We start from the raw sequence: 12,972 nt of genomic DNA, 5'->3' as shown, positions 1-12,972 counted from the left end.
GACTCACTCCTCGAAGGTGCTGCCCGGCAGCAATGCCGCGCCGAGCAGGTGCTGGTCGACGCGGGTCTTGTGCAGGGCTCGGTCGCCCCAGGCGTTGTCCAGTGCCCAGGCACGCTTCATGAACATCTGCAGGTCCACTTCCCAGGTGTACCCCATGGCGCCGTGCACCTGAATGCCGTGCCGCGCCGCCATCCAGCTGGCCTCGCAGCAGGTCAGGCGGGCGTGGGAGATGCGCACGTCGACATCCGCCTCGTCCCTGGCCAGGGCATGGGCGGCGCGGTACAGCACCGGCTTGGCGAACTCGATCCGGGCCGCCACGTCGGCCAGCTGGTGCTTGACCGCCTGGAAGCTGCCGATCGGCTTGCCGAACTGCTTGCGCTGGGACACGTAGTCGACCGACAGATCGAGCATGCGCTGGGCCAGCCCCACCAACTGCCCGGCCACCGACAGTGCGCCCCGGTTCAGGGTCTGCGCCCACAGCACAGCGCCCACGCCGGCACCGGCGATGCGCGTCTCGGCGCTTGGCGTCCACTTCACGTCGTACAGGCGACGCGAGACATCGATGCTGCGATTGGCCTGCAACTCCACCTGATCAGGGCGCAGGGCATGGACTTCGTTGTCATGCGCCAGCAGCAGCAGGTCGGCCATGTGCGCGTCGGCCACCCAGGGGTTGACCGGGTGGCCGACGGCCACGCGGATACTCCCCGCGGCGATCTGCGCCAGCCAGTGATCGCTCTGCCCGCTGGCCGGCAGGCCGCTGAGCAGGCCCGCAGCGAGGTAGGCGGTATCGCCCAGTGAATCCGGAATGGCGTAGTAGCCAAGCTCCTGGGTCATCAACGCCCAGGCCATGTCATCCATGCCCAGGCCACCGCAGGCTTCCGGCACGGACAGCGCGGTCAGGCCCTGTTCGGCAATCTTGCCGCGCAGATCCGGGCTGCGGCCTGCATCGGTTTCCCAGATTTCACGGAGCATCTCCGGCGCCGCCTCGGTCATCAGAAAGCGGCTGATGGCGCCGCGAAACGCCAGTTGATCTTCGGTAAAGGTGAAGTTCATCGCCCGCTCCTCACTTCGGCAGGCCGAGCATGCGCTCGGCAATGATGTTGCGCTGGATCTCGTTGGTGCCGGCATAGATCGGACCGGCCTGGGCGAACAGGAAGCCCTCCAGCCAGCCGCCCTCGTCGGCGCTCAGCAGCGGCGCGCCGCCGCGCAACTCGCCACGGGCACCGAGGATGCGCATGGCGGTCTCGTTGATCAGCAAGTCCAGCTCGGACCAGACGATCTTGTTGATGCTGGATTCGGCGCCGATCTTCTCGCCCCGGCTCAGCCGCCCCACGGTGTGGTAGGCACCCAGGCAGTAGGCCTCGGCGCCCATCCAGGCCCGCGCCACCGCATCGCGAATGCTCGGGTCACGGTCGACCAGCGCCTTGTTGCGGCGATACAGCTCGACCAGGCGCCTGGCGCTGGACTGGAAGCGCGCCGGCGAGCGCAGCAGCAGGCCGCGCTCGAAGCCGGCCGTGGCCATCGCCACCTGCCAGCCTTCGCCCTCGTCGCCGATGCGATTGAGCGCAGGCACACGCACGTCATCGAAGAAGATCTCGGCGAAGGCATCCTGGCCATCCAGGGCCTTGATCGGGCGAATGCACACACCGCGAGCATCCAGCGGCACCATCAGGAAACTCAGGCCATGGTGACGGCTGGACGCGGGATCGCTGCGAAACAGGCCGAAGGCCATGTCGGCGAAGCTGGCCCGGGTCGACCAGGTCTTCTGGCCGTTGAGCACGTAGTGGTCGCCGTCACGGATCGCCCTGGCGCTGATCGCGGCCATATCGGAGCCGGCGTTCGGCTCGGACCAGGCCTGAGCCCACATGATCTCGCTGGAGGCGGTACGCGGCAGGAAGTCACGCTTCTGCTCGTCGCTGCCAAACTCCATCAGGGTCGGCCCCAGCAGCAGCTGGCCGTTGATGTTGACGCGCATCGGCGCACCGGCACCGTAATACTCTTCCTCGAAGATCAGCCACTCGATCAGGTCGCAACCGCGCCCCCCCAGGTGCTCGGGCCACATGACCATCGAATAGCGCGCCTCGAACAGCTTGCCTTCCCAGGCGCGGTGCTGTTCGAAGCCTTCGCGGGTGTCGTAGCTGAGCAGCTTCTGCTCGGGCAGGTTGGCGGCGAGCCAGTCGCGCACTTCGGCGCGAAAGGCCTTTTGCTTGGGGCTGTAGATCAGGTCCATGGAATGCCTCAGAACTTTGCTTGGCGTTTTTCGACGAAGGCGCGGCGGGTTTCTGCCGAGTCGGCCTCGCTGTAGGCCTGCAGGGTGAAGCCCTGCTCCCAGCGGTACTTGTCTTCCAGGTTGCCGTCCTCGATACCGTTGAGGGCTTCCTTGGCGATGCGGATCATCGCCGGGCTCTTGGCGGCGATCCTCGCGGCGATTTCCATAGCTGCGTCGCGCAAGCGCTCACGCGGCACCACGCGCTCGATGAAGCCGTAGCGTTCGGCCTCACGCGCACCGATCCTGTCGCCGGTGAAGAACAGGTAGCGCACCTTCTGGACCGGGAACAGGCGCTGCAGGTGAGCCCCGCCGCCCATCGCACCGCGATCGACCTCGGGCAGGGCGAAGCTGGCACACTCGGAGGCCACGACGATGTCGGCCGCGCCGGTAATGCCGATGCCACCGCCAAGGACGAAACCATGCACCGCGACGATCACCGGCACCGGACAGCGGTGCACGGCCTTGAAGGTCTCGTAGTTGCCACGGTTGACCTCGACGATCAGCTCCGGATGCTGCTCCAGCTCCTTGATATCGACACCGGCGCAGAAGCCACGGCCTTCGGCGCGCAGGACGATGACGCGGATCTGCGAGTCGGCGCCAAGAATGTTGAGGGTGTCGGCCAGCGCCTGCCACTCGTGGCTGTCCAGCGCATTGACCGGCGGTTTGTCGATGACCAGTTCGGCCACGCCCTTGTCGACGCGGGTGGTAAAGGCATTGCTCATTGGCGGACTCCTGCACGTTCGAGCGTGGGCGGGGCGTGGCGCTGGTACAGCTCGGCGAGGCAGGCCTCGGCCTGCGCGACGATCTCGGAAATGATGGTTTCGCAGCTGGCCAGCTGGTCGATGGTCGCCGCCACCTGGCCAGAGGGCAGGATGCCCTCGTCCGGCCGGCCGTCCTGCATGGAGCGTTTCAGCAGCACCGGCTGGTTGGCCGCCATGACGGCCTGCGCCAGCGCCTCCGGCTCCTCCCTGAGCACCTTGAGCAGCACCGCGAGCATGTGCACGCCGCTCATGCCGGTCTGCTGCTTCCAGCTCCAGGCACTGCGCAGGGCGATCAGCAGGCGGCCCAGGCCGCTGGCGTTCTCCAGGCGATTGATGAACGCGTTGTCGATCATGCGGTGGCGCATGCCGTCGACGGCCAGGGTCACGCGAACCTGCTGTGGATCCTTGACCCGGAGGTAGCGCTCAAGGGTGCTGGCCGGTGTCGGTGACTCCCGGCTCATGAGAAAACGCGTGCCCATGGCGATGCCGCAGGCACCGGCAGCCAATGCTGCAGCCAGGCCACGTCCGGTGGCAAAGCCCCCGGCGGCGATCACCGGCACGTCGACCGCGTCGAGCACCTGCGGCAGCAGGATGGAGCTGGGCACGCCACCGGTGTGGCCGCCGCCCTCGCCGCCCTGGACGGTGATCAGGTCGGCGCCCATCTGCACCGCCTTGATCGCATGCTTGGCCGCACCGACGGTGGGGATGCAGAGTATTCCGGCATCCTTGAAGCGCTGCACGGTGCCGGCATCCGGGCCGCGGCCGTAGCTGACCGCCTTGAGGCCGAAGTCGATGGCCAGGTCCACGCAGTCGGCGGCGTTCTCCTGGAACATGTGGAAGTTCAGGCCGAAATTGCGGCTGCCGGTGGCGGCGATGACCCGCTCGATCTCGCTGCGGGTCTGCGCCGTGTTCAGCGTGGCCGCGGCGAGAAAGCCGAAGCCACCGGCACGCGTGGTACCGATCACCAGGTTGGCATCGGCCACCCAGCCCATGGCTGTCTGCACCACCGGGTAACGGCAGCCCAGACGCCGGGTCAGTTCGCTCTGCAGCCAGGCGCTCATCCGGCCTCTCCTGCGGACTTCCTGTTGGCCGCGACCATGGCCCTGGCGTCATAGCCGCCCAGCTTGTCGCCAGACACCAGCTCATTGTGGGTGTGGGCGAAGTGATGCCAGGCGAACACCGCGTCCATGGCCGTGCGCTTGCCGGCCAGGTCCTCGACGTGGTTGATCGCCTGCTTGGTCAATGCCAGGCCCATGCGCGGCTGCCTGGCGATCCGGCCCGCCAGCTCGTAGGTGGTGGCCTCCAGCTCGGCACGCGGCACCACCCGGTTGACCATGCCCACGTCGTAGGCACGGCCTGCCGACATGCGATCGCCGGTCATGAGAAATTCCTTGGCGATGCGCGGGTTCATCTCGTAGGGATGCGCGAAGTACTCCACCCCCGGAATGCCCATCCGCACCACAGGGTCCTGGAAGAAGGCATCGTCGCTGGCCACGATCAGGTCGCAGACCCAGGCCAGCATCAGCCCACCGGCGACGCAGGCGCCCTGGACCATGGCGATGGTCGGCTTGGGCAGCTCGCGCCAGCGCCGGCACATGCCCAGGTAGACCTCCTGCTCGCGCACGTAGAGGAACTCGCCACCGGGCTTGTTGCTGTGGTCCCAGAGCAGCTGGGTGCGCTCGAACACCTTGTTGATGTCGCGCCCCGGCGTGCCGATATCGTGCCCGGCGGAGAAGTGCTTGCCCTCGCCACGCAGGACGATGACCTTGACCGCGTCATCATTGACCGCGCGCTTGAAGGCCTCGTCCAGGGCGTAGGTCATCTGCGAGTTCTGCGCATTGCCGAAGGTGCTGCGGTTCATGCTCACGCTGGCGATCCCATCGGCCACGGCATAGCTCACCGGGCTGTCGGTCTCGTAGACGCTGCTATCCACCCGCTCGATAAATTCACTCATCTGCTGCTCCCGATCGGGCCTGGCGAATGCCCGGCGGATTGCCCTTGAGCTGCTTGCTGCGCAAGTCGTGCGGGTCGAGGCGGCGGATCAGCGCCAGCTGCTCTTCCGTCGGGTGCGGGGTCTCGCCCATGTTCGGCGCCTCGCGCAACGGGAAGCCGGTGTTTTCCTGGACCTGCTCGAAGCTCACGCCCGGATGCAGGCTCAAGACCTGCGCGGCGTTGTCCGGGCCGTTGAAATCCATCACGCACAGGTCGCTGAGGACGATACCGAGCGCCATCAGCGTGCGATTCATGCCCGGCTGCCAGCGCGCGGAGTCGAGGCCGACGCCGGAGACCATGTCCACCTCGTGCACCAGGGCACGCAGCGAGTGGCTGGGCAGGAAGAAGGAGTTGCGGTGGTTGATGCTGTTGCCCGGCAGGCCGCGCACACCGAGCATGGCGATCTTCGGCTGGTGATAGTCGGGGCCGACGACGGACAGGTTGCTCTGGCCGAAGCGGTCGACCTGGGTCGGGCCGATCATGGCGTGACGCCGCCCACCCCAGACACACTCGAAGACCCGCTCGAAGCCCATGTAACCGGAGTACTTCGGCACATGGTCGCCACGCGGGCCGAGCGGAATCGGCTCTTCGACCAGAAAGCACTCGCTGTCCGTCATCAGCAGTTCCGGGCTGTGGGTCAGCTTGGCCAGACTGGCCCCCAGGCGCGGCAGCACGCCCAGCCCCGAGGCCAGCACCTCGCCATTGCCGCGCCAGGCTTCGCTGGCCGCGACGATCAGCAGTTCAGCGAGAGAAAACTCCTTGGCAACACTCATGGCGCTCTCCTCAGAACAGCGGTTGGGCAAGGCTGGACAGGCGCTCGGCGCCACCGTTCAGGGCCTGGTAATCGGCCTCGCTGACGTGCACGAACTCGTCCATGTAGGCGGCCCAGCCGTTGTCGCCCTCGGCCGACTCGGCGTAGCGTTTCATGTGCACCAGGTCCCAGCCGTAGTCCGGGGCGCAGGTGGTCGGGTGCGCACCGAAGGGGGCATGCACCACACCAGTGACCAGGTAGCGCTCGAACAGGTTGAAGCGCGCCTGCTCGGCGGTCAGCTCGAAGCGATCGCGGAGGCGCTCGCAGGACACCACGCACTGCGCCGAGGCACGGGCCATCAGGTGGTCGAAGTAGGCGTCGTTGCCAGTGGTCAGGGTGTTGCCCAGGCGATCGGCTTCGTTGACATGCAGGAAGCTGATGTCCAGGTTCAGCGCCGGCATCGCCAGCAGCACCTCGCCGTCGGCGTAGGGCGAGGTGATGGTCCTGATCTCCGGGTTCAAGCGGGTGACATCGGTAGCCAGCCCGCAACGGGTCGGCAGGAACGGCAGGCGCATGCCGGCAGCACGCAAGCCCCACTGGAACATGCCCTCGTCCAGTTCCATCAGTTCCCTGAGCTGACCGCTCTGGCGGCATTTGCGAAACCAGGGTTCGAGCGGAATGGCATCCAGGGTGGCGAAGCCGAAGACCAGCTTTCTCACCTTGCCGGCGGCGCACAGCATGCCCATCTCCGGGCCGCCGTAGCCGACCACGGTGAGGTCCTTGACGTCAGAGCGCAGGATCTCGCGGACGATGCTCATCGGCTTGCGCCGCGGCCCCCAGCCACCAAAACCGACCGTCATGCCATCGCGCAGCAGCGCCACGGCCTGCCGGGTTGTCATCTGTTTGTTCATGTCGATTCCTTACTGCTGGCGCCCGACCGAGAAGTCGTGCCCCCAGATGCTGACGCGGGTGAACTCGAGGACGCTGTGCGCCGTCCAGTCCAGTTGCAGGCCACCGTAGCCGTACTCCAGATCGAAGCCGGACGGGGTCTGCATGTAGAAACTGGTCATGCGATCGTTGAGGTGCTGGCCCAACGTCGCCGACAGCGGGGTGCCCTGAGCCCGCATGCGGTCATGGGCACGACCGACCTCGGTCATCGAATCCACTTCGACCATCGCGTGCACGCAACCGCTGGCCACCGGGTACTCGGCGAACGCCAGGCTGTGATGGCGCGCATTGGCACAATGCAGGAAGTGGATGCGCACCGCCGGGGCATCGGGGGCCGGACGGAAGTTGAAGATGTCGGAGAGCCGGAAGCCCAGCACATCGCGGGCGAACGCCAGGGTTTCGTCGAAGTTCGGCGCGGGCAACACGGTGTGGCCCAGGCCCATGTCGCCGGTGACGAAGCGCGGCACCCCCTGCGGCGAAACGAACGGCTGGCAGTCGGAGCGATGCCCCCAGCACAGCTCATGGCGATTGCCGGACGGGTCGATGACCACGGCCAGTGCCTGCACACCGCGCTGCTCGATCTCCTCTGCGCTGCCCAGCACATAGGTCACCGCGCGCGCCTCCAGCACCTGCAGGGCATGGCTGAAGGCAGCGGCGCTGGCCAGCTCCCATCCCGAGGCCAGGTAGCGGCGCTCGTCGCCCTCGACGATGAGCATGCGAAACGGACGCTCGTCCATCTTCACATACAGGCCACCTTGCGGCGCTGAGCTCACCGGCATGCCGAGCACATCCTCGGCGTAGCGCCGCCAGTCGCTCAAGTTGCCGACCTGAGCCACGAAGTAACTCAGCCCGAGGATCTCGATCATGTCCCTGCTCCTGAAGTGGTCGTTGCATGACAGGGGCCATTGTGCGAAGCGCCCCGCGCCGCTTCATCGTCCGTTGAGACTAAGGCCGATGCCTTGCCTGCTAGTCCTTTTTGGGGATTCGCCGACGCGGACGCCCGAGCAGACTCATGAGCGATAGAGGTCGACTCCAGGAGCCTGCAATGGACTTCGCGTTCAGCGACGAGCAATTGATGATTCAGCAAAGCGCCGCCAGCTTTCTCGCCAAGGCGTCCGCCTCAGCAGCCGTGCGCCAGGCCATGCTCAGCGCGGAGGGTTTCTGTCCCGTGGTCTGGCGCCAGATCGCCCAGGAGCTGTACTGGCCAGCGCTGATCGTGCCGGAGCAGTACGGCGGCCTGGGTCTGGGCTTTGTCGAACAGGCCATTCTGCTCGAGCAGATGGGCCGTTACCTGCTCTGCGCGCCGTTCCTCTCCAGCGCCTGTCTGGCCACTCCGGCCCTGTTGCTGGGCCGCAACGAAGCGCTGCGCGAACAGCTGTTGCCGGAGCTGGCAGCGGGCAGCCTGCGCGCCACCCTCGCCTACCAGCACGCACGCGGCGACTGGCGCCAGGCCCGGCAACCGCAGGCACGCGCGCAGAACGACGGCTGGCGGCTCAGCGGCCAGTACGACGCCGTGCTGGATGGCGCGCAGGCCGATCTGCTGCTGATCGCCTGCCAGCTGGACGATGAGCGCCTCAGCCTGTTCGCCGTTGCTGCCGACCAGGCCGGCATCAGCCGCGAGACGCTGCCGACGATGGACCAGACCCGCCGCCTGGCGCGCATCCGGCTCGACGACGTGCCGCTCAGGGCCGCGCAGTGCCTGAGCCCGGTGGGCCACGCCGCCGAACTGCTGGACAAGGTGCTGCAGATCGGCGCCATCGCCCTGGCCTGCGAGCAGGTCGGTGGCGCCCAGCAGAGCCTGGACCTGACCCTCGCCTACATCGCCGAGCGCAAGCAGTTCAACCGTTCCATCTCCAGTTTCCAGGCCATCAAGCATCGCTGCGCCGATCTCATGCTGGCCATCGAAAACGCCCGTTCAGCGGCCTACTACGCCGCCTGCGTGGCTCATGAGGCGCTGGCGGCGGAAGGCGACGCCGGGCTCGCCGGCGAGCTCGGCGAAGCGGCGGCCATCGCCAAGAGCGAAGCCAGCGAGGCCTTCATGCGCAGCGCCGGCGAGTCGATCCAGCTGCACGGCGGGGTCGGTTTCACCTGGGAATATGACCCCCACCTGTACTTCAAACGCGCCCGCGCCAGCGAGCAGATGCTGGGTAACCCCAGCTGGCACCGCGAGCGCCTGGCCACCCTGATCCTGGAGTCACAGCCATGAAAATCGGATTCAGCCCCGAGGATGAAGCCTTCCGCGCGGAGGTTGCCAGCTGGCTCGACGAGCATCTGCAAGGTCCCTTCGCCATCCTGCGCTTCCGCGGTGGCCCGGGGGACGAGCACGCCTACCCCGAAGAGCGCAAGGCCTGGGAACGGGAAATGGCCAAGGGCGGCTGGATCGGCCTGGGCTGGCCCAGGGCACTGGGCGGACGCGAACTGTCGATCAGCCAGCAAGTGATCTTCCATGAGGAGTATGCCCGCGCCGGCGGCCCCGGCCGCATGGGCCACATCGGCGAAGGCCTGATCGGCCCGACGCTGATCGCCATGGGTAGCCCCGCGCAACAGCAGCGCTTCCTGCCCGGCATTCTCAAGGGCGAGGAATTCTGGTGCCAGGGCTACTCGGAGCCGAGCGCAGGCTCCGACCTGGCAAGCGTCAAGACCCGCGCCCAGCTCGACGCCGAGGGCCGCAACTGGCTGATCAACGGGCAGAAGGTGTGGACCTCGCTGGCCCATGAGTCGCACTGGTGCTTCGTGCTGGCGCGCACCGAACCCGGCAGCGTCGGCCACCACGGCCTGAGCTTCCTGCTGGTGCCGATGGATCAGCCGGGCATCGAGGTCCAGCCGATCCAGCAACTCACCGGCACCAGCGAGTTCAACGAAGTGTTCTTCGCCGATGCCGTCAGCGCAGCGGAACACATCATCGGCCAGCCCGGCGACGGCTGGAAGGTGGCCATGGCCCTGCTCGGCTTCGAGCGGGGCGTTTCCACCCTCGGCCAGCAGATGCTGTTCCGGAACGAACTGGACGAGGTGATCCGCCTGGCCAAGGCCAACGGCGCCGCCCGGGACGCGCTGATTCGTCAGCGCCTGGCCCAGGCCTGGGCAGGCCTCAAGGTGCTGCGCTACAACTCGCTGCGCATGCTCTCCGGCCCCCAGGATGGCAGCCTGCGCCGCGAGGCGATGATCTACAAGCTGGCCTGGTCGACCTGGCACCTGGAACTGGGCAAGCTGGCCATGGACGTGCTCGGCGACCAGGCCGAACTGCTCGAGACGGCGCCTTACGGCCTGTCACGCCTGCAGTCGCTGTTTCTGTTCACCCGCTCCGACACGATCTATGGCGGCAGCAACGAGATCCAGCGCAACATCATCGCCGAGCGCGCCCTGGGCATGCCACGCGAGCCCCGCGTGCAGGCCTGAACCAAGCCCACCTTGGCGGTAATGCTGTTCACATGAGAAGTGGTCGGACGCGATCAGTCCCCTCGCCCACTTGAGGAGAGGGGGAGACCGGCAGTTTTGCGGCATTTTCAGCCCTCTCCCCCAGCCCCTCTCCCATGAATGGGAGAGGGGAGCCAAACGGGTGCAACCTTGAATGGACAGCTCTACGCCTCGGCGGGCTCGACGGCGCGGCCTTGAGCAACTCGGCGACCACTTCGTCGGGGATGCTGGCCAACATCGGGGGGGTTCTCCTGCCCGTTTCTGAGTTCAAGACACGGGCAGCGAAAGGCGCGACCCGCTGGCCTGCATGCTCGAATGGCCACACGCCAGAGACATCGTCCGACGGGACTAAAGCGCTCGCGACTCAGGCGTTGGCGGCAGCCAGGAACGCAGGGCGCTCACCGCCGCCATGCAGCAGCAGGTTGCAGCCACTGGCATAGCTGGCCAGCGGCGAGGCGATATAGACACAGGCCGCACCGATGTCCTCGGGGTTGGCCAGGCGCCCGGCCGGAATGGTGGCACTGACGGCGGCGATGCCTGCCTCGTCGCCATAGTGCTGGTGCGACTGCTCGGTGCGTACCAGGCCCGGGCTGACCGTGACCACGCGGACCTTCGGCGCCCACTCCACGGCCAGGGAACTCGCCAGCGACAGGATGCCGGCCTTGGCCGCACCGTAGACGGCAGTCAGCGGCGACGGGCGCAACGCGCTGATGCTGCCGATGAACAGGATCACGCCGCCCTCGGCCTGCTCCTGCATGATCGCGTTGGCCTGCTGCGCCACATTCAGCGGGGCGATCAGGTTCAGGCGGATGATGCTTTCGCTGAAGCGTGGCGAAACGCTGGCCGCCTCGGCAGGCGGGCTGCCACCGGCATTGTTGACGACCACGTCAAGCCGCCCGAAGTCGCCAAGCACCTGGGCGAACAGACACTGCAGCGACGCCACCTCGCGTACATCCACAGCGATGAAGTGAGCACTGCGGCCGTCGACCTGCGGCAGCTGCTCCGGCGCACTGCGGCCACACACCACCACCTGCGCACCGGCGGCGAGAAAGCTGCGACTGATGCCCGCCCCGACCCCCTTGGCCCCGCCCGTGATCAGCACCACCTTGCCGTGATAATTCAGGCCTGTCTGGATATCCATGAGCAGCTCCCCTTGCGATCAGGCCTGACTCTAGACGTTCGCCGGCACTGCCTCGTCGTCTGAACGGACGATGATCACCCCGTCGCCACGGCGGCGCGCAGCCGGTTCTTGTCCACCTTGTTCGATGGATTGAGCGGTAGCGCGTCGAGAAAACGCACGAAGCGCGGCACCTTGTAGTTGGCCATGCGCTCGCGGCTCCAGGCGATCAGTTCCGCTTCGTCCAGCTGCGCCCCGACGCGCCGCACCACGCAGGCGCAGCCGACCTCGCCCATCCGGGAGTCCGCCACACCGATCACCGCCACCTGGGCGATCGCCGGGTGTTCCAGCAAGCCGGCCTCGATCTCCGCCGGGTAGCAGTTGAACCCACCCACGATGAACATGTCCTTGAGCCGATCGGTGATGCGCAGGTTGCCGGCTTCGTCCAGGCTGCCGACGTCGCCGGTATGCAGCCAGCCCTCGTCATCGATGGCTTCGCGGGTCGCCTCGGGGTTCTGGAAGTAGCCCGGCATGACATGGAAGCCACGCAGGCAGATCTCCCCGCAGGCACCGGCCGCGACGGCACGGTTGCCGGCATCGCGAATGCTCACCTCGGTGCCGGCAATCGGCTGGCCGCTGGTGCTGGCGATGACCCGCGCATCGGCTTGCGGATCACAGATGGTGGCCAGGCCACCGCACTCGGTCAGGCCATAGGCGGTGGTCACCACGCGAAAGCCCAGCTCCTCGCGCATGCGCTGGATCAGCACCTCCGGGATGGCCGAGGCACCGGTCACCGCCACCCGCAGCGATGACAGGTCTGTCTGCGTCAGCTGCGGATGTGCCAGCATCGACAGGTACAGGGTCGGCGGGCCGGGCAGCACGCTGATGCGCTCCTCGGCGATGCGCCGGAACACCGCCTCGGCATCGAATACCGGGTGCGGCAGGATGGTCGCGCCGGCCAGCAGGCAGGTCATCCAGCCGGCCTTGTAGCCAAAGGCGTGGAAGAACGGATTGACGATCAGATAACGGTCGCCCGGCACCAGCCCCAGCACCTTGCCGAACTCGCGAAAGGCCCGGGTGACCTGGCCGTGGGCACTCATCACGCCCTTGGGCTTGCCGGTGGTGCCGGAGGTGAACAACAGGTCGCTGAGGTGCTCGGGGGTCAGCGATTCGGCCCGCTGCCGGGCGATGCGTTCCTCGACGAGGCGCCCGCTGGCGAGAAACTCGCTCCAGCTCAGCGTGTCAGGCAGCGCCTGGGGCTGGTCGCCGAAGACCACCTGGCACGCCAGCCCCTGCGGGCGACAGGGCGCCAGCAGCGCCGGGTAGTCGACACCGAGGAACTCCCCCTGAACGAACAGGATGCGCGCGCCGCTACGTTCGAGCACATCGGCCGCCTCCGGGCCCTTCATGCGGGTATTGACCGGCACCAGCACCGCCCCCGCACACTGGATGCCCAACGCGGCGATGATCCACTGACGACCGTTCGGCGCCCACACGGCGACCCTGTCACCTGGCTCGATACCGCAGGCGATCAGGGCCCGCGATACCTCCAGCACCTGGCCCGGCAGCTCGGCGTAGTCGATGATCCCGCCCTCGTCCTCGATGGCGGGACGGCCGGCATGCACACGTGCAGCCTCGAACAGCATGGCCGGAATCGAGCTGGCAGACGCCACCTCAGGCGCCGGCATCGTGATGGTCTGGGTCATTGCAACAGGCTCGG

Annotated in this window: 12 protein-coding genes; 2 read left to right on the top strand and 10 right to left on the bottom strand. The window is 67.2% G+C overall.

What is annotated here, in order from left to right; all coding sequences use genetic code 11:
* Window positions 1–3: 3 nt before the first annotated feature.
* Genes FIV02_RS05770 through FIV02_RS05735 form a run of 8 tightly spaced genes read right to left on the bottom strand, consistent with a single transcriptional unit; the run spans window position 4 to window position 7,587 of the window.
* Window positions 4–1,053 carry an acyl-CoA dehydrogenase family protein gene (locus FIV02_RS05770; protein ID WP_152488073.1) on the bottom strand — a complete coding sequence of 350 codons (1,050 nt, stop codon included), beginning with the start codon at window positions 1,051–1,053 and terminating at the stop codon, window positions 4–6.
* A gap of 10 nt (window positions 1,054–1,063) precedes the next feature.
* Window positions 1,064–2,230, bottom strand: coding sequence for an acyl-CoA dehydrogenase family protein (locus FIV02_RS05765; RefSeq protein ID WP_152488072.1), 1,167 nt, complete (start codon window positions 2,228–2,230; stop codon window positions 1,064–1,066).
* Window positions 2,231–2,238: 8 nt separating this feature from the next.
* A complete protein-coding gene (locus tag FIV02_RS05760; protein ID WP_152488071.1) occupies window positions 2,239–2,991 on the bottom strand; it encodes an enoyl-CoA hydratase family protein in 753 nt (250 codons plus the stop codon).
* Window positions 2,988–4,091 (bottom strand): nitronate monooxygenase family protein, encoded by a 1,104-nt coding sequence (locus tag FIV02_RS05755; protein WP_152488070.1) that lies wholly within the window; start codon window positions 4,089–4,091, stop codon window positions 2,988–2,990. Before FIV02_RS05755 ends, FIV02_RS05760 begins: the two co-directional genes overlap by 4 nt.
* The gene (locus FIV02_RS05750; protein WP_152488069.1) at window positions 4,088–4,984 is read right to left on the bottom strand and encodes an enoyl-CoA hydratase; all 897 of its coding nucleotides are present in this window, start codon (window positions 4,982–4,984) and stop codon (window positions 4,088–4,090) included. The genes FIV02_RS05755 and FIV02_RS05750 overlap by 4 nt, the downstream gene beginning before the upstream one ends.
* Window positions 4,977–5,795: a CoA-transferase subunit beta gene (locus FIV02_RS05745; RefSeq protein WP_152488068.1), complete on the bottom strand. Its 819-nt coding sequence runs from the start codon at window positions 5,793–5,795 to the stop codon at window positions 4,977–4,979. The genes FIV02_RS05750 and FIV02_RS05745 overlap by 8 nt, the downstream gene beginning before the upstream one ends.
* Before the next feature lie 10 nt (window positions 5,796–5,805).
* Complete coding sequence (locus FIV02_RS05740; RefSeq protein WP_152488067.1) at window positions 5,806–6,684, bottom strand: CoA transferase subunit A; 879 nt, start codon at window positions 6,682–6,684, stop codon at window positions 5,806–5,808.
* A 9-nt stretch (window positions 6,685–6,693) separates the two neighbouring features.
* A complete protein-coding gene (locus FIV02_RS05735) occupies window positions 6,694–7,587 on the bottom strand; it encodes a VOC family protein (protein ID WP_152488066.1) in 894 nt (297 codons plus the stop codon).
* 179 nt (window positions 7,588–7,766) lie between these two features.
* On the opposite strand from FIV02_RS05735, the gene FIV02_RS05730 reads away from it, so the two are divergent.
* Together FIV02_RS05730 and FIV02_RS05725 are read left to right on the top strand one after the other, a co-directional pair.
* Entirely contained in the window at window positions 7,767–8,927 is a 1,161-nt protein-coding gene (locus FIV02_RS05730) for an acyl-CoA dehydrogenase family protein (RefSeq protein WP_152488065.1), read from the top strand.
* A complete protein-coding gene (locus FIV02_RS05725) occupies window positions 8,924–10,117 on the top strand; it encodes an acyl-CoA dehydrogenase family protein (protein ID WP_152488064.1) in 1,194 nt (397 codons plus the stop codon). Before FIV02_RS05730 ends, FIV02_RS05725 begins: the two co-directional genes overlap by 4 nt.
* A gap of 382 nt (window positions 10,118–10,499) precedes the next feature.
* Here the strand turns inward: FIV02_RS05725 and FIV02_RS05720 are convergent, their stop codons facing one another.
* The gene (locus FIV02_RS05720; protein WP_152488063.1) at window positions 10,500–11,276 is read right to left on the bottom strand and encodes an SDR family oxidoreductase; all 777 of its coding nucleotides are present in this window, start codon (window positions 11,274–11,276) and stop codon (window positions 10,500–10,502) included.
* A 74-nt stretch (window positions 11,277–11,350) separates the two neighbouring features.
* On the bottom strand, window positions 11,351–12,898 hold the full coding sequence (locus tag FIV02_RS05715) for a FadD3 family acyl-CoA ligase (protein WP_371923271.1): 1,548 nt from the start codon (window positions 12,896–12,898) through the stop codon (window positions 11,351–11,353).
* Window positions 12,899–12,972 lie beyond the last annotated feature (74 nt).

The organism is Pseudomonas sp. THAF187a (assembly GCF_009363395.1).
GTDB lineage: Bacteria > Pseudomonadota > Gammaproteobacteria > Pseudomonadales > Pseudomonadaceae > Aquipseudomonas > Aquipseudomonas khazarica.
This window is presented reverse-complemented; position numbering and strand designations above follow the sequence as displayed.